The sequence below is a fragment of the Streptomyces sp. NPDC048185 genome, assembly GCF_043202495.1.
Classification (GTDB): domain Bacteria; phylum Actinomycetota; class Actinomycetes; order Streptomycetales; family Streptomycetaceae; genus Streptomyces.
On record NZ_JBIDAN010000010.1, the window covers coordinates 104,470 to 124,945 of the forward strand.

Genomic DNA, 20,476 nt, shown 5'->3' on the forward strand with positions numbered 1-20,476 from the left:
CGGCCCTGTCGGCATGGCAATGTGGCGCCACGCCGACGTCAATCCGTCGCTCAGATACGTCAGTTGACGAAGGGGGCCGTAGTCACTGCCGTGGTCTGGTCCGGGTCCGTTCGCTGGCCCGGGACGTGGTCGTCCACCACCGGCTTGCCCATCGCCGCGGCGATGTGGTCCTGGAGGACCCTGCGCCGTTGCTCGAAGAAGGCGTCGAAGTCGTCGGACCGCATCAGGGCGGGGTCCGCCAGGTGGGTCCTGATGCGCTGTTCGACGCCCTCCGGGCTGGTCTCGGCCGCCTTGGCCAGGCGGTGCAGGTACTCGGACGGTGCGTGGCCGCCGATGATGCGGTTGGTGCGGGCGGTCAGCGGGGTCTTGTTGACGATGGAGTTGTAGACCGCGCGGTCGTGGCCGTTCTTCTGGCACCAGGCCTGCGGGAAGATGTGGTGGATGTCCATCGCCTCGTCGAAGTAGACGCTGACCTCCGCCTTCTCCCCCGTCCGCCAGTCCGCGGCGCCCGCCTTGAGCAGGAGCGCGTAGATGCCCTTGTACGCGGCGCTCAGCCGTGTCCGCAGGGTGAGCAGGCGGCTCGCCGCGAACTGGGCCTGGGTGACGGTGCGGGGTTCGCGGGTCGAACCGCGGATCCATTCGACGACGTCGGGGAGGTCGAGGTTGAACCGGGTCTCGGTCGTGCCGCCGTAGAGCTCGCCGAAGACGCCGCACCAGTACCAGCGGGCCAGCTTCTCCTGTGCCCCGGCGGTCTCCGCCTCCTTGCCGGCGAGGGCGAAGATCGCTGCCAGCGGGATGAGTTGGGTGCCGTACGGGAGGAAGCGGGTGTCGAAGACGAACTGCTGGCGCAGGAACTTGGCGGCGGCCTTGAAGCCGGCGACGACGCCGGGCGCGTAGCGGCGGTAGTCCTCCAGGCTCAGCGCGAGCATGTCCTTGCGCTTGCAGCCGATGCGCGGCAGGCGCTCCTCGTCCGTGCCGGCCTCTTCCTCCTGCCGGCGGCGTTCGGCGGTGGCGAGGAGGGTGACCGCCTGGAGGAAGTCGGTGTTGGAGACCTCCCGCAGGATGGCGTACTCGGGCGCCTCCCAGGCGGTGCGGCACTCGTGCCAGTGCCGGCGCAGGTCGAACTCGTCGGCGGCGTACGTCGCGGTGAGCAACTCGAAGACGGTGAGGGTGACTCCGCCCGTGTTGACCTTCTCGAAGACCTGGCACACGGCCTGGCGCGGGGTGTCCTTGCCGAGTTCGATGACCGGGAAGTGGTAGAGCTCGAAGGGGTGGAGGAAGCTGTCCCGGAAGCCGTACCAGAGTTCCATCGCCTCCGGTGCGAAGCCCCAGTGGCGGGCGAAGCCGTCGCCCCAGGAGTTGTCGAAGAGGCTCCGCAGCGGGAAGACGCGGTGGCTGTACTCCAGCTCCGGTGTCGAGTAGTCCTCGAGGACTTCGCCGCGGAAGTTGACCACCTTGCGCGAGGACGGGATGAAGCGGATGGCGTCCTCCCGGTCCTCGTTCTCGTCGAGGGCCTTGACCATGTCGACGTAGAACCAGCCGCCCACCCTGCGCTTGCGTTCGTCCTGGGTGTCCACGGGGCTGTCCATCGCGAGCGACTGGAACAGGGAGGTGAGGCGCTGCTGGCCGTCGAGGACCAGTGACTCCGGGCGCACCTGTTCGCCGGGGGCCGCTCCCTCGATCGGCCGGTACTTGAAGCGGACGTCTCCGCCGCCCTTGAGCAGCATCACGGTGCCGATCGGGTAGTTGAGGGACACCGAGGCCAGCAGACTCGCGATGTTGGGCCAGGGCCAGACCCAGCCGCGCTGGAACTCGGGCAACTGGATCTTCCCCGCCTCGACCTGCCGCAGCAGGTCCCGCAGGGGCCGCTTGTCGATACTGAACGTCTCGGTCGCCACTTCTCCTCCTTGTGCAGCACAACGCGTCCGTCGGCGCTCGGTCACCGGCCCGGGGGCGGGGGTGCGGGCCGGGACGGTCGTCCACGTCGGCCGCGCTCCGACCGGTCTTCGGGTGTGGCTTCCACCCTGCCCGGGTGCGGCGCGTCCCGGGGGCGTTTTCGATCATTTCCGTGGTGTGCGGAGGCTCGTCACCCGTGCCTACGCTGAGCAGGACGGACGTCGTCCCTGGAGAGGGGCCCTCGGGTGCCGGTAGCTGGACGATCCGGGCTGTGCCGGGCTCGCCGGCGCGGGCGTGAGCGAGAAGGGACGGACACGGTATGCACTGGCTCTTCGGTGACCAGCTCGGTCCGCACTTCCTCGCCCCGGGCGACGGCGGGCCGGGTCGTGACGCGCCGCTGCTGATGATCGAGGCCCGTTCGGTGTTCCGTCGCCGGCGCTTCCACCGGGCCAAGGCGCACCTGGTGCTGTCCGCCATGCGCCACCGGGCGGCCGAGCTGGGTGACCGGGTGACCTACGTCCGGGCCGACACGTACCGGGAGGGGCTCGCGCGGGCCGCGGGCGACCGGCCGGTCACCGTCCACCACCCGACCTCGTACGCCGCCGTTCGGCTGGTGCGTTCCCTGCCCCAGGTCACGGTGGGGCCCGCGCGGGGGTTCCTGGTGGCGACGGACGACTTCGCGCGGTGGGCGGACGGGCACGGCGGCGGGCGGCTGCGCCAGGAGGACTTCTACCGGTGGGTGCGCCGGGGCCACGACCTGCTGATGGACGGCGACGCCCCGGCCGGGGCCCGGTGGAACCTGGACCACGACAACCGGCAACCCCCGCCGGGTGACGCCCCCACCCTCGGCGTCCCGCCGCCCTACCGGCCCCGCGAGGACGCGATCGACGACGAGGTGCGCCACGACCTGGACCGCTGGGAGCGCGACGGCGACGTGTCCTTCGTGGGCCGGGACGGGCCGCGCGCCTTCCCCGCGAGCCGTGCCGAGGCGCGGGCGGCGCTCAAGCGGTTCCTCGCGCACCGGCTGACGACCTTCGGCCCCTACGAGGACGCCGTGCTCGCCGCCGACCCGGTCATGAGCCACAGCCTGCTGTCGTCCTCGCTCAACCTCGGCCTGCTCGACCCCGCCGAGTGCGTCGAGCGGGCCGAGGCGGAGTGGCGCGCCGGCCGGGCGCCGCTCAACAGCGTGGAGGGGTTCGTCCGGCAGATCGCGGGCTGGCGGGAGTACGTGTGGCAGCTCTACTGGTACTTCGGCGAGGACTACCGCCACTCGAACGCCCTCGGGCACACCGACCCGCTGCCCGGCTGGTGGAACGAGCTGGACGCGGACGCGGTGGAGGCGCGCTGCCTGCGCACGGTGCTGGCGCAGGTGCGGGACACGGGGTGGACCCACCACATCCCCCGGCTGATGGTGCTCGGCAGCCACGCGCTGCAGCGGGGGTGGGACCCGGCCGCGGTCACGGACTGGTTCCACCGGTGCTTCGTGGACGGGTACGACTGGGTGATGGTGCCGAACGTCGTCGGCATGTCCCAGTACGCCGACGGCGGCCGGATGACGACCAAGCCCTACACGTCCGGCGGTGCCTACCTGCACCGGATGAGCGACCTGTGCGGGCCGTGCCGCTACCGGCCGGGCGACCGGACCGGCGAGCACGCCTGTCCCTACACGAGCGGCTACTGGGCCTTCCTCGACCGGCACCGGGAGCGGCTCGTCCACAACCACCGCACCGCCCGGCCGGTGCGGCAGCTGGAGGGGCTCGCGGGGCTCGACGAGGTGCGCCGCCGGGAGCGGGACCGCGGTGACGCACCGCCATGAGGCGGCTGCTGCTGGGCCGGTGGAGTGACCCTCGCCCCGGCAACCCGTCCGCCGGACGGCGATCGGCGCATCCATAAAGGGGCACTCAGCCGAAGCACTGGTGTGCGGGTGATCGAGAGCGACAAGGGGTTGTGCATGCTGGGACTGCGGCCCACGGTGGCCGAACAGGTCGGGCGGGTCGACGGTCCACGGACGGCGCGCGACGCGGTCCGCGCCGTGGAGGCGGAGCTGGGGCGCCTGCTCGACGACGCGCTGGGGCGGGCCCGGGACACCGATCCGGTGTTCGCCCGTGACGTCGCGGGCCGGGTCGCGGCGCTGGTCCTGCGGGGCGGGAAGCGGCTGCGCACGGCGTTCGCGTGGTGCGGGTGGCGTGCCGCGGGCGGGACGGGGGACGCCGCGGCGGTGCTGCGCACGGGCGCGGCCCTCGAACTCGTGCAGGCGTGCGCTCTCATCCACGACGACGTGATGGACGGGTCGCCGTTGCGCCGGGGCGCTCCGGCGGTGCACGTGGACCTGGCCCGCATGCACGAGGCGGCGGGCATGACGGGTCCGTCCGAGGCGTTCGCGGCCTCCGGGGCGGTGCTGGCGGGTGACCTCGCGCTGGCCTGGGCGGACGACCTGATGACCGAGACGGCGCTGGGCTCGCCGCACGGGCTCCGGCTGCACCGGGAGTGGCAGGCCATGCGGACCGAGATGGTCGCCGGGCAGTACCGGGACATCCACGCGCAGGCCACGGGTGAGTCCGGTGTGGAGGAGGCGCTGAGCATCGCCACCCTCAAGAGCGCCCTGTACACCGTGGAGCGGCCGCTGGCCCTGGGCGCGTCGCTGGCCGGCGGCGAGGGCGCGGTCCTGGACGCCCTGCGCTCCGCCGGTCGGTGCGCCGGCCTCGCCTTCCAGCTCCGCGACGATCTCCTCGGGGCGTTCGGGGACCCGGCCGTGACGGGCAAGCCGGCCGACGACGACCTGCGCACCCGCAAGCTGACCTGCCTGCTCGCCGTCGGCTCGCGGCTGGCGCGGGCGTCCGGTGACCGGGAGGCCGCGGAGGCGCTCGCCCCGGGCGGGCCCGCGTCCGACGACACGGTGCGCCGGATGCGGGCGGCGCTGGAGCGCACGGGCGCCCGCGCGGTCGTCGAGTCGAGGATCGCGGAGCTGGCCGCGGCGAGCGTGCGGCACTTCGAGGGGACCGGGGCCCCGCCGCCGGTGCGGCGGGAGTTCGCGGCGCTCGTGGAGCGGGCGGCCGGGACGGCGCCGCGGCGCACCGGGGAGGCGGCGTGAGGACCGTGCCGGGCGCCACGGACCACGTGGTGGTGGTGGGTGCCGGGCTGTCCGGGCTCGCCTGCGCGCTGCACCTGCTGGGCGCGGGCCGCCGCGTGACGGTCGTCGAGCGGGACGCCGGGCCGGGCGGCCGGGCGGGCCGGGTGCGGCTGGGCGGCTACGAGGTGGACACCGGGCCGACGGTCCTGACCATGCCGCACCTGGCCGACGAGGCGTTCGCCGCCGTCGGCGACAGCCTGCACCGGCATGTGGAGCTGACGGCCCTGCACCCCGCGTACCGGGCGTCGTTCGCGGACGGCAGCGCGCTCGACGTGCACACCGACGGCGAGGCGATGGAGGCCGAGGTCGAGCGGTTCGCGGGAGCGGCGGAGGCGGCCGGTTACCGTCGGCTGCGGGAGTGGCTGGAGCGGCTGTACCGGGCGCAGATGCGGCGGTTCATCGACACGAACTTCGACTCCCCCTTCCAGTTGCTGCACCCGGATCTGGCGCGGCTGGCGGCGCTGGGCGGTTTCGGGCGGCTGGACCGGCGCATCGGCCGGTTCATCGGCGACCCGCGGCTGCGCCGTGTCTTCTCCTTCCAGGCCCTGTACGCCGGAGTGGCGCCGGCCAGGGCCCTCGCGGCGTACGCGGTGATCGCCTACATGGACACGGTGGCCGGTGTCTGGTTCCCGAAGGGCGGCATGCACGCGCTCCCGCGGGGGATGGCGGACGCGGCCGGTGCGGCGGGCGCGGAGTTCCGCTGGTCGGCGGAGGTGACGGCGCTGGAGCGGTCGGGGGGCCGGGTCCGTGCGGTGCGCCTGGCGTCGGGTGAGCGCATCGCCTGCGACGCGGTGGTGCTGACCTGCGAGCTGCCGGCGGCGCACGAACTCCTGGGCCGCGCGCCCCGGCGCCCGGTGCGGCTGCGGCACTCCCCGTCCGCCGTGATCCTGCACGCCGGGACCGACCGGACCTGGCCCGGTCTCGCCCACCACACCCTGTCCTTCGGCGCGGCCTGGGAGCGGACCTTCGAGGAGCTGACCCGTGCGGGGCGGCTGATGAGCGACCCCTCCCTGCTGATCACCCGGCCGACGGCGCACGATCCCGGCCTGGCGCCGCCCGGCCGGCACCTGCACTACGTCCTGGCGCCGTGCCCGAACACCGACGTGGGCCCTTCGGGCGCCGAGTGGCGGGACCTGGGGCCGCGCTACCGCGAGGATCTGGTCGCGGAGCTGGAGCGCCGGGGCCTGGACGGGTTCGCGGCGAGCGTCGAGGAGGAGCTGCTGGTGACGCCCCTGGACTGGGCGGCGCAGGGGCATGCGGCGGGCAGTCCCTTCTCGGTGTCCCACACCTTCGCCCAGACCGGCCCGTTCCGGCCGCGCAACCTGGTGCGCGGCCTGGAGAACGTGGTGCTGGCGGGCTGCGGCACCACCCCAGGGGTGGGTGTGCCGACGGTGCTGATCAGCGGCAAGCTCGCCGCCGCCCGCGTGACCGGCGGCGGGACCGCCGGCGCCCGTCGCGCGCCCGTCCGTGCGGTGCGGCGGCCCGGCGCCCGGACCCTCACCCCGACCGCGGAGGGCACCCATGACGCGTCGTGAGCTGGACGCCGCGGGCATCACCGACCCCGCCCTGCGCGCCGCCTACTCCGCGTGCCGCCGGCTCAACGCCCGGCACGGCAAGAGCTACTTCCTGGCCACCCGGCTGCTCCCGGTGGAGCGGCGGCCGGCCGTGCACGCGCTGTACGGGTTCGCCCGCTGGGCGGACGACATCGTGGACGACCTCGGCCGGGACCGGACGCCCGCGGAACGCGACCGGCTGCTGCGGCGCCTGGAGGGCGACCTCGCCCACGGGCTGCGCACCGGCGCGGGCGACGAGCCGGTGGTGCGGGCGGTGGCCGACACCGCCGAGCGGTACGCGATCGAGCCCGCGCTGTTTGCGGACTTCATGGCCTCGATGCGCAGCGATCTGCACGTCACGGACTATCCGACCTACGCCGACCTGCGGGGCTACATGCACGGTTCGGCCGCGGTGATCGGGCTGCAGATGCTGCCCGTGCTGGGCACGGTCGTCCCCCGCGAGGAGGCCGCGCCGCACGCGGCGGCCCTCGGGGTGGCCTTCCAGCTCACCAACTTCCTGCGGGACGTCGGCGAGGACCTGGACCGGGGCCGGATCTACCTGCCGGCGGACCTGCTCGCCGCCCACGGCGTGGACCGGCCGCTGCTGGAGTGGAGCCGGCGCACGGGCCGCGACGACCCGCGGGTGCGGGCGGCCCTCGTCGCCGCGGAGGACCTGGCGCGGGGCGAGTACCGGGTGGCGGAGGCGGGCATCCCCATGCTCGACCCGCGCACGCGCCCCTGCATCGGCACGGCGTTCACCCTCTACGGCGGCATCCTGGACGCGATCGCGGACCAGGGGTACGCGGTCCTGCACCGCCGGGCGGTGGTGCCGCGCCGGCGCCGCGCGGCCGTGGCGGCGGCTGGAGCCGTGCGGGTCGCCCTCGCGCGCCGGCGCGCGGCCCGCACCGGACGCCGGGCGCCCCGCCCGGACGCCGCCCCGCTCGAGACGAAGGGAACCGTGGGATGAGTGACCGGGCTGACCGGGCCCGCTGGACACCTCCGCTGCGGCGACGCCGCCGGTCGGACTGGGGGACGCAGACGCCGACCTGGCGGGAGGCCCGCCCGGCGCTGATCGCCGAGGCGCTGAAGCGGGCCTCGGCCCGTCCGTCGGGCAACTGGTTCGTGGTGGGCTCCTCCCGTGAGGTGCGTGCCGGCGGCCGGCCCTACGGCAGGACGGTGGGCGGTGAGGAGGTCGTGCTGTGGCGGGCGGACACCGGTGAGCTGCGGGCGGGCCCGGGGGTCTGCCCGCACCTCGGCGCGCCCCTGCGGGACAGCCGGGTGGTGTGCGGGACGCTGGTGTGCCACTGGCACGGACTGGCCCTGGACGGCGGGCCGTTCGCCGGGTGGGACCCCTACCCGGTGCACGACGACGGGGTGCTGGTGTGGGTGCGGCTGGACGCGGTCGGCGGCGAGGAGCCCACGGACCGGCCCGTGGTGCCGGCGCGGCCGGCGGCGGGCAGCGGGGTGGACGCCGTCTTCACGGCCGTCGGGCGGTGCGAGCCGGAGGACGTGGTCGCCAACCGGCTCGACCCGTGGCACGGTTCCTGGTTCCACCCCTACTCGTTCGTCGACCTGACCGTCGCCCGGCCGCCCCGGGGCGAGGACGACGACGCCTTCGTCGTCGACGTCTCGTTCCGGGTGACGGGCCGCCTGGTGGTGCCGGTGCGGGCGGAGTTCACGGCGCCCGAGCCGCGCACGGTCGTCATGCGCATCACGGAGGGGGAGGGCCGTACGTCGGTGGTGGAGACGCACGCCACGCCGCTGACGGCCGCGGGCGCGGACCGGCCACGGACCGCGGTCGTGGAGGCGGTCGTGGCCGCATCGGACCGGCGCGGCTTCGCCCTGGCGCGGGCCGCGGCGCCCGCGCTGCGGCCGCTGATGCGCCGGACCGCCGGCCGGCTGTGGCGCGACGACCTCGCCTACGCGGAACGGCGCCGGGAGCTGCGCAGCACGGGCCGCTTCCCCGGCTGAGGGCGCGGGACGGTGCTCAGCCTGTCCCGACGCCGCTGAGAGCACGGCGGCGGTACTCAGCCGCTCCCGACCTCGTCGAGGGGGCGGGAGTGATGCCCAGCCGCTCCCCATGCCGCTGACGGCGCAGGTACGGTGCTCAGCCGGTCCGATGCCGCACGGGCACAGGGGCGGTGCCCAGCCGCTCCCGATGCCGCTGAGGGCGCGGGGCGGTGCCCAGCCGGTCCGCTGCCGCAGGGGCACAGGGGCGGTGCCCAGCCGGTCCGACGCCGCCGAGGGTGCCGCGGGCCGATACTCGGCCGCTCCTCAGCAGCCGGGGGCGCGACGGTGCTTCAGCCGGCCCCGGCGCCGACGAGAGCGCGGGGCCGGTGTCCAGCCGTTCCCCACCCCACCGAGGCACGGCGATACCGCAGCCGGTCCCCATGCCGCCGGCGCGGGGGTGCCGAGCCGCTCCCGGCCCCGCCGAGGGCGCGGGGCGGCTCAGCCGGCGCCGATGCTGCTGAGGGCGCGCAGGGCCGCGGAGCGGCCGGCCCGGGGCACCGTCCACAGGGTCTGGCCGCGTACCCCCCAGTCGGCGAGGAGGCGTCCGGCCGCCAGGAAGCCGGTGGTGGCCGCGCGTTCCATCAGGGCCACGGGCAGGTCGCTGCGGATGGCGTCGCCGGCCAGGGTCACCCTCGGGTGGGGCGTCGCCACCGTGGGCCGCCGGGCGTGGGAGCCGACGGGGAAGAACGGGCAGTCGGCGCGCCACTCGTGCCGGGCGTCGACGATCCGGGCCCGCCGGATCTCCGGGTACACCCGGTGCAGGCTGTCGATCAGGCGGTTCTGCACGGTCCGGGGCGCCGATCCGGCGGCGACGGCGTAGGCGTGCAGTTCGACGACGGAGCCGCCGGTGCGGGCGGCCCAGCGGGCGGCCTCGCCCTCGTAGCGGTCGAGGACGCTGATGTTGTCCAGGCCGTCGTAGCCGCTGGTGCCGAGGAAGCCGGGGCGGCCGGCGCGGACCGGCCGGTCGAGCCAGAGCCGGGAGACGAGGAAGGGCGGTGCGGTGGTCAGGGCGGCGACGTCGTCCCGCCAGGGCTCGGTGCCGAGGTCCGGGGACGCGGCGACCACGGCGCGCAGGGCCCCGGGGTCGAGGGCGAGGACCGCGGCGTCGTACCGCTCCAGGGTGCCGTCCGTGCGCACCTGGACGCCGCCGTCGGCGTCGGGGTGGACGCCGCGCACGGGCGTACCGGTGCGGATGTCGGTGCCGAGGCGCCGGAGGTAGTCGCCGAGGGGCTCCCAGAGGGCGTGCGGGAAGGGTTCGTCGGGGACGTCGAAGAGCAGGCCCTCGGCGGAGCCGAGGAAGTAGATGTGGAACATCAGCAGCAGCTCGGCGGCGGACAGTTCGCGCGGGTCGGCGAAGAAGCTGCGGGAGAACACCTCGAAGGCCAGGTGGTGCGCGGCCGCGGGGAAGCGGACGCGTTCCAGGAAGTCCGTGGCGCTCGTGCCGTCGAAGCGTTCGTAGACCCGCGGTACGCGGACGTCGAGGAGCGGCAGGGCGGCGCGGGCGTCCATGCCGGCGAGGTCGCGCCAGCCGAAGGTCGGGCTGAGGGCGACGAAGCCGAGGGCGCTGAGGGGCGGGGTGCGCGGGACGCGGGCGAAGCTGTCGGTGAGTCCGCCGCTGTGCCGCAGCGGGTAGTCGGGCAGCGGGCGGAGGCGGTCGAGGCCGGGGTCGGTGCGCCGCAGCAGGCCGCGCAGGTTGTAGTACTGGCGGAAGAAGGCGTGGAAGCCGCGGCTCATGGTCACCCCCGTCCCGTCGGAGAGCCGGGTGGGCCAGCCGGCGAGGCGGCCGCCCAGGGACTCCTCGCGCTCGTGGAGGGTGACGCGGGCGCCCCGTTCGGCCAGCAGGGTCGCCGCCGCGAGGCCGGCGATGCCGCCGCCGGCCACGGCGACGCGGGGGGCGTCGCCGGGGGCGAAGCGGGCCCGGCCGGGCGGGGGCGTGAGGATCTCGGCCTTGCGGTCGCGGCCGCGGCGGGCGGTCATCGGGCGCTCTCCGCGGCCGGGCCGGCGGTGCCGTTGCGTGCCGTGAAGGTGTGCACGATGCCGGTCTGCCATCCCGCGACGGGGGTGGCGCGTACGCCGGTGAAGCCTGCGTCCGCCAGGCGGGCGGTGAAGGCGGGGGCGGTGTCGAAGTCGACGACGCTGCGCCACAGGTGCCGGTAGAGGGCGCGGTCGCCGCTCAAGGTGCCGGCGGGGATGATCACGCCGTGGCACACGGTCGTCCACAGGGCGCGGTGGGCGGCGGAGCCGCTGAGGCTGTACTCGTGGACGGCGAGCCGGCCGCCCGGCCTCAGCAGCGAGCGGACGGCGGCGAGGACGCCGTCCGGGTCGGTGACGTTGCGGAACAGGTAGGCGGCGAACACGGCGTCGTACGGTCCCTCGCCCGCCGTCGTGGCCTCTTCGGCGGTCAGGTGCCGGAACCGCACGCGGTCGGGCCACGGCTTGGCCAGGGCGCGGCGCAGCATTCCGGCGGAGGCGTCGACGGCCGTGATCCGGGCGCGGGGCGCGGCGCGCAGGAGGGCCGCGGTGGACGCGCCGGTGCCGCAGCCGAGGTCGAGCAGGTGCAGGCCGGCCCCGGCCCGGGGCAGCCGCAGGCGGCGGGCCGAGCGCAGCAGGTCGGTGCGGTAGCCGGGGTTGAGGGCCGTCAGGCGGTCGTAGGTGTGGGAGGCGTGGTCGAAGGCCCGTGCCAGGTCGTGGTCGCGCAGCAGTGTCATCGGTGGCCTTCTCCGGTTCGTGGGGCGGGCGGCGGGCGGCGGGGCAGGAAGGGCAGTTCGGCGGCGGTCCGGAGCATGGGGCCGACGGGGGTGCGCAGGCCGACGCTCCACTCCTCCCAGGGGGAGGTGTCGCCGTCGAGGAAGCGCAGCAGGCGTGCGGGCGGGACGCGGCGGAACAGGTCCGTGAAGAAGGCGGGACCGTCGATGCGCCCGGTGTCCAGGGCCCGCAGCATCACGGCGTCCATGGCGAGGGCCCGGCGCCCGTGCGGCGGGGGGACGTGCGCGCGTCCCGCGTGGAGGGCGGCGGCGATGGCGCGGCTCTGGCGCTGGACGGCGGCGAAGGTGTAGCCGGTCGCCGGGCGGGTGGCGCCGCCGGCGGTGCCGATGCGGAAGACGGCCGGCCCGGTGCGCCGGGCGAAGCGCGCGTCGGTCATGGGGATGATCCCCTGCTCGGCGGACTCGACGGTGAACGCGCCGAGCCGCAGGACGTCGCGGCAGTAGTGGGTGAGCGCCGCCTCGTACGCCGCGGTGGTCAGCGGGGTGCGGGAGAACTCGGTGTACTCGACGAGGGCACGGTCGGGCGCCGTGGGCAGGACGTAGCCGAAGGCGAGGCCGTGGCGCGGTTGCGGCACCCGGAAGTCCATCAGGTCGGCGACGCCGGGGTCGAAGCGGTCCGTGGCGGTGTGCACGAACCAGCCGCGGAAGTGCTGGAGGAGCCGGGTGCGGGCCGGGGGGAGCGTGCGCCTCGGCCGGGAGTCGAAGACGTACCGTGCCCGCAGGGTCAGGGGCCGCCCGCCGGGGTCGGTGCACCGTACCTCCGCGCCGTCGGCGGTGTCGCGTACCGTGTCGGCCGTCGCGCGCAGGACGTGTACGCGCGGGGAGCGGGCGAGCCGGGCGTGCACGAGGTCCTCGAAGTCCGTGGACCGGAGCATGCGGTAGGTCAGCGGCGACGGTCGCACGGTGATCGCCCGCCCGTCGCCGCCGTGCACCCGGAGCCTGGCCCAGGAGGCGCTGACCGCCTCGTCGAGGTCGTCGCCGCCGTGGTCCCAGTAGCACCAGGTCCGCTCGCCGGGGCGCAGCGGTCCGTCGGGGGCCTCCACGAGGGTCACGGTGGGCGAGGTGGGCGCGGTGAGGCGCAGGGCCAGGCTGAGGCCGGCCGCGCCGCCGCCGAGGATGAGCACGTCGCAGGGCTCGGCGGCGGTGCGGGGCGGCCGGCTCACCCGACGCGCCGTTCACCGACGGGGCTCCCGTCCGGGGCGGTGCGCGGCGGGCCGGGCTCCGGCTCGGTGAGGTCCACTCTTCGCTCCCCCTCGCTGCGAGGTCACCGGCTGTCGTTCTCCATCGTGTGTTCCCCGCGCCGGGCACCGCTGGATGCGGCGTGCGCGATCCGGTCGGCTCTCACCCGGATGCCGGATCGCCGTGTGCGCGTGACGTCCACCGGGTCGCGTCCCGCCCGGCGTGGGGAGCGCCATCGGGCGCGCGTACCCGGCGGCGGCGCCTCCTCACCTGCGGACGACGGACTCGATCGCCGCCACGGCCTCCGCCAGCCCGGGAGGGTGCGGCGACCCGGGCACGGTCTGTCCGGCCCAGCCGGGCCCGAGGGTGAGGACGACCGGACTCCGGCGGGCGCCGCGCACTCCCCACTCGATCGCCGCGACGTACTGCGCCAGCGGCCGGCTGGCCGTGGTCCGGGACTGCGCCCACAGGGCCACCGCGGCCGGGCCGGTCCTGCGGACCGCGGCGACGAGGGACTCCACGGGCAGCGAGCCGCCGAACATCCTGATGGGCAGGCCCCGTTCGGCCAGGACGGCGGCCAGCACCTCGAGCGGCAGCGTGTGGTTCTCGGCGGGGACGCAGGCGAGCACGGTGACGGCGCCGGGGGGACCGGCCGGCCCCGGGGGCGTGTGGCGCCGCAGCGCGCCGGAGACGTGCCAGGACAGGAAGTGCTCGACCTCGACGTACCGCTCCCCCGAGCTCTCCCACTTGCGGCCGGCCGCCTGGAGCGTCGGCATGATCACCTCGGTCCAGGCGGCGACCAGGCCGTACTCCTCGATCACGCCGCCCAGCAGCTCGTCGAGGGCGGCGGCGTCCAGGCGCAGGGCGGCGCGGGCGATGCCCTTGCACTCCTGGCGCGCGTCCCCGAGCCGCAGCCCCGTCGCGGCCCGGCTGCGCGCCCGGGCCGTGAGCGGCGTGCCGGGTGCGCGGCCCTCCGGGGGCGGGGGTGTGCCGGTGGCCGGGGGCAGGGGTGCGCCGGTGTCCGCACCGCCGAGGGCCAGGCGGGCGGCCTCGGCCGGTGGCAGTCCGGTGGCCGTCAGGGCGCACATCCGCTCCAGCCGTGCCACGTCCCCGGCGGTCCAGCGGCGGTGCCGGCCGCCGGTGCGGGCGGCCGGACCGAGGCCGTAGCGGCGGTCCCAGGAGCGCACCGTCGTCGGCGCCACCCCCAGGCGGCGCGCCACCTCTCCCGTGGTGAGGCCGCCGCCGGGTCCCGCGTCGGCCGCGCCGTTTCCGTCCATGAATCCACCATACGACGCACAAGCGACGCATGTTGCCTGCGTCGTTCCGCGTGCGAAGAGTGGACCGTACGAGCCGGTGACGACGGCGTACGCGCCGCCTCCATCCGCTCCGCGGGCGGCCCTCCGCCACGGACGACGCAGACGGCAGGAGGAACAGGTCATGACCACGAACACGCGGCGCACCGGCGCACCCGCTCCCGCCGCGCAGGAGACCCCGTACGAGGAGGAACTCGCCCGTGGCCTGCTCGCCGCCGACGAGCACGCCTTCGAGGCCGTCTACCGGCGCTGGGGCTCGCTCGTCCACGGCATGGCCACGCGATCGCTCGGCGACGCGCACGAGGCGGAGGACGTGACGCAGCAGGTCTTCCTCGGCGCCTGGCGCGGCCGGAACGGCTACCGCCCGGAGAAGGGACCGCTGGGCGGCTGGCTGGTCGGCATCACCCGCCGCAAGATCGTCGACGCGCTCGCCGCCCGGACCAGGCGCCTGGCCCTCGTCGACACCGTCGGGCACGACGCCGACGCGGGGCGGCACGAGGACGGCGCGCCGGACGAGGTCCTGGACCGCGTGCTCCTGGTCGACGCGCTGTCCCGGCTGCCGCACGGCCAGCGCGAGGTGCTGTGCCTGGCCTTCTACCAGGACCTCACCCAGGCCCAGATCGCCCGGCGCACCGGGCTCCCCCTCGGCACCGTCAAGAGCCACACCCGGCGCGGCCTCCTCCGGCTGCGCGACGCCGTCGAACAGGGCCGCTCCGACGGGAGTGCGGCGCGGACGCCGGACGGCGGGTGCCACCGCACGCATCCGCGGCGGCCCCCGCGCACGAACCACTGACGAGACCGCGCGAACGTCGCGGCCGCCACGAAGGGATGATCCCCATGACCTCCCGGACCCCCCTCATCCTCGGCGCGTCGGCCGGAGCCTGCGCCCTCGCGCTCACCGTCGCCGCGCCCGTCATGGCCGCGCCCTCCGCGGCCGGCGGCGACACCGCCGAGGTGTCGGTCTTCCACGGCGTCCCCGGCCTGACCGCCGACGTCTACGCCAACGGCGACAAGCTCGTGAGCGACTTCGAGCCGGGCACGGTGACCGACCCCCAGTCCCTGGACGCGGGCACCTACGACATCAAGGTCTTCCCGGCCGGCCAGGGGCCCGACGGCACCCCGGCCGTCGAGAAGCAGATCAAGGTGCCGGCGGGAGCGAACGCCACCATCGCCGCCCACCTCTCCGCCGGCGGCAAGCCCGAACTGTCGTCGTTCGTCAACGACGTCTCCCCGACCGGCGCCGGCCAGGCCCGGCTGACGGTGCGCCATGTCGCCGCCGCGCCGGCCGTGGACGTCCGGGCGGGCGGCCAGCCCGTCTTCACGGGGCTGGAAAACCCCGACCAGGACACCGCCGTCGTCGACGCCGGCACCGTCTCGGCCGACGTGGTGCTGGCCGGCACCGGCACGGTGGCGATCGGGCCGGCGGACCTCCAGCTCAAGGCCGGCGCCGACAACATCGTCTACGCCTGGGGCAGCGCGGCCGACAAGAACCTCGCGCTGGCGACCCAGACGCTCAGCGGCACGGAGTCGGCACCGAAGGGCATGGGCGGCGGCGCCGCGGCCGCGGCCTCCTTCAACTCCTCGGAGCAGTGGCTGGCCTGGGCGGCGGCGACCGGCATGGTCACGCTCACGGGCGTGCTGGTGATCCGCCGGGCCGCGGGCCGGCGTGGATGACGCGGTACGGCGGCTCACCGGTCCCGTCGTGACGGCCGCCGCGCTCGCGGCGGCCGTCACGCTCGGCACCGCCTCCTCACGGCCGACGCCACCACCCGGCGGCGCCGTTCCGGTGCTCGTCGGGCACGTCGACGGTGGCGCCGGTCCGGTCGTCACCCCGGAGCCGACAGGAGAGTGACGGTGTCACACGTCGACGCGGCGCACCTGGTGGAGCTGGCGCTGGGCAACGGCGTCGCGCACGACGACGCGCGTGCCCTGGAGCACATCGCCGGGTGCGAACGCTGCCGGGACGAGCTGCGCCTGATGACCCGTCTGGTCACGGCGGCCCGCTCGGTCGAGGAGGCGGACCTCCCCGCCGCCCCGCCGGGACGGGTGTGGCGGCGCATCACCCGGGAACTGGCCGGCGACTCCGGCCCCGCGGCGAGGCCGGCCCGTGAAGTGCCGGCGGTCCCGGCCGGCCCGGACCGGCCGCGCCGCTCCCCGGGCGCCCCGCGCGCTCCCGGGCGGCGAAGCGGTCCGGCGTGCTGTCTGCTCGCCGGCGCACTGATCGCGTGGTGGCGCATCCGCAGACGCCGGCCCCGGGCGCCCGGGGCGAGCGCGCTCCCGGCCGGGCGGGGGCCGGGTCCGCCCCGTCTCAGCCGCCGACGAGGGCGACCAGCTTGACGAAGACCAGGGTGGCGCCGGCCGTGAGGTCCACGGTCTCGTCGAGGTCCTCCAGCTGGCGGTCGCCGGACAGGACGAAGAAGCCGTTGGCCGTGAAGGCGCGCTCGGCCGCCTCCGTCTGGCGGGCCGCGTCGACGGGACGCGGTCCGGGGAGGCGGTAGCCGTCCCGGACCGGTTCGGCGCCGTCGGGGCGGACCAGGCCGGTGAAGAGATCGGTGGGGTGGGCGTTGTGGCGGGCGGCCTCCTCCCGGACCCGGAGGCCGATCAGTTCTCGTACGGTCGTCCGGTCGGGCAGGCCGGACAGCTCCCACTCGGCGATCCCCTTGCCCGTCGCGGTCTCGTCCCGGAAGGTCACGGTGGCCATCAGGCACCTCGCTCGATCTGGCGGAGGATGGTCTCGTCGGTGATGTCGGTGTCGGCGGCCAGCAGGAACGCCTTGCTGAGGATCAGGGCGAGCCGTTCGTCGTCGAAGGGCAGGAACACCGAGCGGTCCGCCGGGCGCCGTGCCGCGACGACGCACAGGTAGCTGTCGTCCGGTTCCATCAGGACGTTGGCCGAGAAGAGGTGGATCCTGTAGGTGCGCAGATCGCCCCGGACGCGCAGGAAGCGGCCGTCGAGCGTGCAGCGGTCGGCGATCTTCAGACGGGGCAGGAGCCTCTCCAGTACCTCGCGGCGCGCCAGGGCGCTCTCGGTCAGCTCGCCGAACGCGGTCCGCTCCCAGTAGGCGCGGCGGTCGCCGCCGTCGCTCCAGTCGGGGTCGGTGGCGATCGAGGTCACGCCGACGAAGAGGTCCACGTCGCGCATGGCCTCGCTGAACACCAGCGGGGGCACGTCGGCGAGCGGTGACTCGCGCCAGCCGCCCTGCTGCCGGCGGTCGAAGCGCACCTGGTCGGTCGTGGCCAGGCCGTCGTCGCCCGCGGAGCCGGACCAGGTGTGCAGGAAGCGGACCCGCCACTCCCCCGCCGCCAGGGTCCGCTCGGCCTCGTCGCCGTCCCCGTCGTCCCAGGGCCCGAGCAGGCGGCTCTTCCACCCCCGGGCGCGGAACAGGGCGAACATCCTGCGGTAGTGGACGAGGTGCGCGGCGAAGCGGTGGGAACAGACGCCGGTCCGTTCCTCGGCCGGGGTGAGGAGGTAGACCTCGCGGAACGCCTGCTTGAAGGGCTGCCGTATGCGCCGTTCGGTGAGCAGGTCCCGCCAGGCCCGCACGGCGTCGGGGTCCGAGCGGAGTGGGTGCCAGAGTCGTACGGGGGTGTCGTCCGGCACGTCGGGGAGGGCCTCGCCCGTCGCGGGGAGCACGGCCCGCCACTCGCCGGGCGCGACCTCGATCTCCCAGATCAGGCGGCCGGTGAGGGTGCGGGCGAGGGGGTGGCCGGCCAGCTCGGTGCGCCACCGGCCGTACGGGTGGACGGTGTCGACGGTGAAGCCGCCCTCCAGGGCCCGCAGGAGGGTGGCCAGCTGGGCGTTCAGCCGCTTCACCAGGTCGCGCGTCTCCTTGACCAGGCCGGCGTGGTCGCGGCGGACCGGTGCCGGGACGGAGCGCAGCGGGCGGCCGTCCTTCTCCCAGGTCAGTGAGGCGGTGTCGGTGACCGTGACGACCGCCTGGTAGTCGCCGGCCGTCCGCCGCAGGACGCCGTCGTCGTCGAAGTCCAGCCTGGGCAGCCGTAGCGCCACGTCGGTGCGTTCGGCCAGGGCGGAGTCGGCCTTCTTGAGCATCTTGTCCAGTTGCCTGGGCACCCCCGCGTGACGGACGGTCCGGCGCACGGTGCGGATCGCGGTGACCAGCTCGGGGGTCGGGAAGTCCTGGGCGGCGCGGACCACCTCGTACAGCAGGGCCTGGGAGGGGAGCGTCCTGGCCGCCGTCGGGGCGAGCGCGATGCCGGGCAGCAGCCGGTCGAACAGCTCGGGGAGCCAGGGTTCGTCGCGCAGCAGCGCGACCCGCAGGGCCTGGCCGAGCGAGGTGACCTCCCGGTCGGTGAACGCCTTGTCCGCGCGGTAGGGGATCGCGCCGGCCCGGATGGCGTCGGTGCGGTCGGCGGCCGCTTCCAGCGCGCGGCGGGTGAACGCCACGTACGCCGGGCTGTCGGCCGACCGGTGCCAGGTGTGGGCGAGCGGCGGGGCGAATCTGCTCTCCCGGTCCATCTCGGACAGAGCCGCCTGTTCGGCCGGGGGCAGCCCGGCGACGACGGCTGTCTCGTCGGCGACGATGGGGCCGACGTCGCGGGAGAGCCGCTCCACGGCCGTGCTCAGCGTCTCCTCCCCGGCGAGGGCCGCGACGGCGAGCAGCGCGTACGGCTGGCGCACGACGTCCTTGTCCAGCCACGCCCCGACCAGGGCGCGGGCCGGTTCGGACACGTCGGGCGACGGCCCCGTGCGGTGCCGCAGCGCGTCGAGGCCCAGGGTGAGGTCGGCCCAGCCGTGCTCCGCGCACTCCTCGACGAGCAGTTCGAACATCCGGCGGCATGCGGCGGGCGTGTAGCGCGGCTGCCGTTCGGCGGCCGCGGCCCGGATTGCGAGGGCCGCCGCCCGCCTCGCGGGTGTGTTCGAGGCGTCCACCCGGTGGGCCGCGACGAGCAGCGTGCCGAGTTCCTCGTCGGTGACCTCCGACGGGTCGGGGAGCCCGTGCTCGCCGGTGTCGTCCGGGCCGGTCAGCGCGCGCATCAGCCGGTCGGCGGGGCTCGACGGACCCCTCTCACCGTCCCGGGTCACCTGGGCGTCGTTCAGCATGGCCGGATGATCGCAGAGGGGACTGACAACGGGGTCCGATCGCGAGGCTCGATACCCCCGGGGGTACCCGTGCTACGGTGGGAGATATACCCGGGGGGGTACTCAGCCCATGAAGGAGTGACCCGGATGTTCTTCGTCGACACCCTCGAGCTGGAGGGGCTCGGCAACCGTTCCTACCTGGCCGGCGGCGCGCGGAGCGCGGTCGTGGTGGATCCGCCGCGCGACATCGACCAGGTCCTGGCGGTGGCCGCCCGGCGCGGGGTGCGGATATCGCACGTCGTCGAGACGCACCTCCACAACGACTACGTCAGCGGCGGTCCGGAGCTGGCCCGGGTGACGGGCGCCCGCCACCTGGTGCCGGCCGGGGCCGGCGTCTCGTTCTCGCGGGTGCCGGTGTCGGACGGTGACACGGTCGGCGTCGACGCCGGGCTGGAGCTGTGGGCGGTGGCCACGCCGGGGCACACCCCGCACCACACCTCGTACGTGCTGCGGGAGAACGGCGCCCCGGTGGCGGCGTTCACCGGGGGCTCGCTGCTGATCGGCACCGTGGGGCGCCCGGACCTGGTGGAGCCGCGGCTGACCGAGGAGCTGGCGCGGGCGCAGCACGCCTCCGCGCACCGCCTGGCCGCCGAGCTGCCGGACGACACCTCCGTGCTCCCGACGCACGGCTTCGGGAGCTTCTGCTCCTCCGCGCAGGCCGGCGGAGACGCCACCACGATCGGCCGGGAGAAGGCCGTCAACGCCGCGCTGACCGAGGACGTCGACACCTTCGTGGCCCGGCTGCTGGCCGGGCTGGACGACGTGCCCGCGTACTACACCCACATGGGCCCGGCCAACGCCGGCGGTCCCGCGCCCGTCGACCTGACCCCGCCGGCCGTCGCCGACGCCGAGGAGATCGCCGCCCGGCTGGCGGCCGGTGAGTGGGTCGTGGACCTGCGCAGCCGGGTGGCCTTCGCCGAGGGGCATGTCGCCGGGTCGTACAACTTCGAGGCGGACGGCAAGCTCGCCACCTACCTGGCCTGGATGATCCCGTGGGGCAAGCCGGTCACGCTGCTCGCCGCGTCCCCGGAGCAGGTGGCCGCCGCCCAGCGGGAGCTGGTCCGGGTGGGCATCGACCGGCCCGCGGGCGCAGCGACCGGGTCGCCCGAGACGTGGGTGCCCGAGGGCGGGCGGCCGGTGTCGTTCCCGAGGTCGACGTTCGCCGGACTGGCCGAGCGCGGCACGGACGGCGTGGTCGTCCTCGACGTAAGGCGGGACTCCGAGCGGGCCGCCGGACACATAGCGGGCTCCGTGCACCTTCCGGTCCACGAGCTGCACGGGCGGCTGGGCGAGGTGCCGGCGGGCAGCGTGTGGGTGCACTGCGCCGGTGGCATGCGGGCCGCGATCGCCGCGTCGCTGCTGCACGCCGCCGGACGGGACGTGGTGGCGGTCGACGACGGTTTCGACGCCGCCGCGGCCGCCGGGCTGCCGGTGACCGGCACCGGCCCGGACGACCCGGGCCACGGCGGCCGGGGCCACGAGAGCGACCGCACCGACCGCACCGACCGCACCGACCGCACCGACCGCTGA

At 75.6% G+C, this 20,476-nt stretch carries 17 protein-coding genes; 10 read left to right on the forward strand and 7 right to left on the reverse strand.

Going from position 1 to position 20,476, the window contains the following annotated elements:
• Window positions 1-59: 59 nt before the first annotated feature.
• Window positions 60-1,898 (reverse strand): DUF262 domain-containing protein, encoded by a 1,839-nt coding sequence (locus ACGF3H_RS26775; RefSeq protein WP_362497040.1) that lies wholly within the window; start codon window positions 1,896-1,898, stop codon window positions 60-62.
• Between the two features lie 317 nt (window positions 1,899-2,215).
• On the opposite strand from ACGF3H_RS26775, the gene ACGF3H_RS26780 reads away from it, so the two are divergent.
• The 5 genes from ACGF3H_RS26780 (at window position 2,216) to ACGF3H_RS26800 (ending at window position 8,550) form a co-directional block, all read left to right on the forward strand.
• A complete protein-coding gene (locus ACGF3H_RS26780; protein WP_362497043.1) occupies window positions 2,216-3,712 on the forward strand; it encodes a cryptochrome/photolyase family protein in 1,497 nt (498 codons plus the stop codon).
• 135 nt (window positions 3,713-3,847) lie between these two features.
• A complete protein-coding gene (locus ACGF3H_RS26785; RefSeq protein WP_362497045.1) occupies window positions 3,848-4,987 on the forward strand; it encodes a polyprenyl synthetase family protein in 1,140 nt (379 codons plus the stop codon).
• On the forward strand, window positions 4,984-6,561 hold the full coding sequence (crtI, locus tag ACGF3H_RS26790) for a phytoene desaturase family protein (protein ID WP_362497048.1): 1,578 nt from the start codon (window positions 4,984-4,986) through the stop codon (window positions 6,559-6,561). The genes ACGF3H_RS26785 and crtI overlap by 4 nt, the downstream gene beginning before the upstream one ends.
• Window positions 6,548-7,546 carry a phytoene/squalene synthase family protein gene (locus tag ACGF3H_RS26795; protein WP_393586589.1) on the forward strand — a complete coding sequence of 333 codons (999 nt, stop codon included), beginning with the start codon at window positions 6,548-6,550 and terminating at the stop codon, window positions 7,544-7,546. The genes crtI and ACGF3H_RS26795 overlap by 14 nt, the downstream gene beginning before the upstream one ends.
• Window positions 7,543-8,550 carry a DUF5914 domain-containing protein gene (locus tag ACGF3H_RS26800; RefSeq protein WP_362486664.1) on the forward strand — a complete coding sequence of 336 codons (1,008 nt, stop codon included), beginning with the start codon at window positions 7,543-7,545 and terminating at the stop codon, window positions 8,548-8,550. Before ACGF3H_RS26795 ends, ACGF3H_RS26800 begins: the two co-directional genes overlap by 4 nt.
• A gap of 477 nt (window positions 8,551-9,027) precedes the next feature.
• Here the strand turns inward: ACGF3H_RS26800 and ACGF3H_RS26805 are convergent, their stop codons facing one another.
• The 4 genes from ACGF3H_RS26805 to ACGF3H_RS26820 all read right to left on the reverse strand — a co-directional run bounded on the left by ACGF3H_RS26805 (window position 9,028) and on the right by ACGF3H_RS26820 (window position 13,810).
• Window positions 9,028-10,566 carry an NAD(P)/FAD-dependent oxidoreductase gene (locus ACGF3H_RS26805; protein ID WP_362486666.1) on the reverse strand — a complete coding sequence of 513 codons (1,539 nt, stop codon included), beginning with the start codon at window positions 10,564-10,566 and terminating at the stop codon, window positions 9,028-9,030.
• Window positions 10,563-11,297 carry a methyltransferase gene (locus tag ACGF3H_RS26810; protein ID WP_362486668.1) on the reverse strand — a complete coding sequence of 245 codons (735 nt, stop codon included), beginning with the start codon at window positions 11,295-11,297 and terminating at the stop codon, window positions 10,563-10,565. The genes ACGF3H_RS26805 and ACGF3H_RS26810 overlap by 4 nt, the downstream gene beginning before the upstream one ends.
• Window positions 11,294-12,517 carry a lycopene cyclase family protein gene (locus tag ACGF3H_RS26815; RefSeq protein WP_362486670.1) on the reverse strand — a complete coding sequence of 408 codons (1,224 nt, stop codon included), beginning with the start codon at window positions 12,515-12,517 and terminating at the stop codon, window positions 11,294-11,296. Before ACGF3H_RS26815 ends, ACGF3H_RS26810 begins: the two co-directional genes overlap by 4 nt.
• 282 nt (window positions 12,518-12,799) lie before the next feature.
• Window positions 12,800-13,810: a MerR family transcriptional regulator gene (locus ACGF3H_RS26820; RefSeq protein WP_362486672.1), complete on the reverse strand. Its 1,011-nt coding sequence runs from the start codon at window positions 13,808-13,810 to the stop codon at window positions 12,800-12,802.
• A 160-nt stretch (window positions 13,811-13,970) separates the two neighbouring features.
• Between ACGF3H_RS26820 and ACGF3H_RS26825 the strand changes: the two genes are divergently transcribed.
• Genes ACGF3H_RS26825 through ACGF3H_RS26840 form a run of 4 tightly spaced genes read left to right on the forward strand, consistent with a single transcriptional unit; the run spans window position 13,971 to window position 16,183 of the window.
• Window positions 13,971-14,639 carry a sigma-70 family RNA polymerase sigma factor gene (locus ACGF3H_RS26825; RefSeq protein WP_362486673.1) on the forward strand — a complete coding sequence of 223 codons (669 nt, stop codon included), beginning with the start codon at window positions 13,971-13,973 and terminating at the stop codon, window positions 14,637-14,639.
• A gap of 44 nt (window positions 14,640-14,683) precedes the next feature.
• On the forward strand, window positions 14,684-15,520 hold the full coding sequence (locus tag ACGF3H_RS26830; protein ID WP_362486675.1) for a DUF4397 domain-containing protein: 837 nt from the start codon (window positions 14,684-14,686) through the stop codon (window positions 15,518-15,520).
• Window positions 15,513-15,698, forward strand: a complete 186-nt coding sequence (locus ACGF3H_RS26835) for a hypothetical protein (RefSeq protein WP_362486676.1) — start codon at window positions 15,513-15,515, stop codon at window positions 15,696-15,698. Before ACGF3H_RS26830 ends, ACGF3H_RS26835 begins: the two co-directional genes overlap by 8 nt.
• A 2-nt stretch (window positions 15,699-15,700) precedes the next feature.
• On the forward strand, window positions 15,701-16,183 hold the full coding sequence (locus tag ACGF3H_RS26840; protein ID WP_362486678.1) for a hypothetical protein: 483 nt from the start codon (window positions 15,701-15,703) through the stop codon (window positions 16,181-16,183).
• On the opposite strand, the gene ACGF3H_RS26845 is transcribed toward ACGF3H_RS26840, so the two are convergent.
• Together ACGF3H_RS26845 and ACGF3H_RS26850 are read right to left on the reverse strand one after the other, a co-directional pair.
• Entirely contained in the window at window positions 16,155-16,547 is a 393-nt protein-coding gene (locus tag ACGF3H_RS26845) for a hypothetical protein (protein WP_362486680.1), read from the reverse strand. The genes ACGF3H_RS26840 and ACGF3H_RS26845 overlap by 29 nt on opposite strands.
• Entirely contained in the window at window positions 16,547-18,907 is a 2,361-nt protein-coding gene (locus ACGF3H_RS26850) for a DUF4132 domain-containing protein (RefSeq protein ID WP_362486681.1), read from the reverse strand. Before ACGF3H_RS26850 ends, ACGF3H_RS26845 begins: the two co-directional genes overlap by 1 nt.
• 126 nt (window positions 18,908-19,033) lie before the next feature.
• On the opposite strand from ACGF3H_RS26850, the gene ACGF3H_RS26855 reads away from it, so the two are divergent.
• Entirely contained in the window at window positions 19,034-20,476 is a 1,443-nt protein-coding gene (locus ACGF3H_RS26855; RefSeq protein ID WP_362486683.1) for an MBL fold metallo-hydrolase, read from the forward strand.

Bases quoted from the DNA above. Each gene is read 5' to 3' on its own strand.
- ACGF3H_RS26780 (WP_362497043.1), top strand. From the start codon at position 2,216: ATGCACTGGCTCTTCGGTGACCAGCTCGGTCCGCACTTCCTCGCCCCG.
- ACGF3H_RS26785 (WP_362497045.1), top strand. From the start codon at position 3,848: ATGCTGGGACTGCGGCCCACGGTGGCCGAACAGGTCGGGCGGGTCGAC.
- ACGF3H_RS26795 (WP_393586589.1), top strand. From the start codon at position 6,548: ATGACGCGTCGTGAGCTGGACGCCGCGGGCATCACCGACCCCGCCCTG.
- ACGF3H_RS26800 (WP_362486664.1), top strand. From the start codon at position 7,543: ATGAGTGACCGGGCTGACCGGGCCCGCTGGACACCTCCGCTGCGGCGA.
- ACGF3H_RS26805 (WP_362486666.1), bottom strand. From the start codon at position 10,566: ATGACCGCCCGCCGCGGCCGCGACCGCAAGGCCGAGATCCTCACGCCC.
- ACGF3H_RS26810 (WP_362486668.1), bottom strand. From the start codon at position 11,297: ATGACACTGCTGCGCGACCACGACCTGGCACGGGCCTTCGACCACGCC.
- ACGF3H_RS26820 (WP_362486672.1), bottom strand. From the start codon at position 13,810: ATGGACGGAAACGGCGCGGCCGACGCGGGACCCGGCGGCGGCCTCACC.
- ACGF3H_RS26825 (WP_362486673.1), top strand. From the start codon at position 13,971: ATGACCACGAACACGCGGCGCACCGGCGCACCCGCTCCCGCCGCGCAG.
- ACGF3H_RS26830 (WP_362486675.1), top strand. From the start codon at position 14,684: ATGACCTCCCGGACCCCCCTCATCCTCGGCGCGTCGGCCGGAGCCTGC.
- ACGF3H_RS26845 (WP_362486680.1), bottom strand. From the start codon at position 16,547: ATGGCCACCGTGACCTTCCGGGACGAGACCGCGACGGGCAAGGGGATC.
- ACGF3H_RS26850 (WP_362486681.1), bottom strand. From the start codon at position 18,907: ATGCTGAACGACGCCCAGGTGACCCGGGACGGTGAGAGGGGTCCGTCG.
- ACGF3H_RS26855 (WP_362486683.1), top strand. From the start codon at position 19,034: ATGTTCTTCGTCGACACCCTCGAGCTGGAGGGGCTCGGCAACCGTTCC.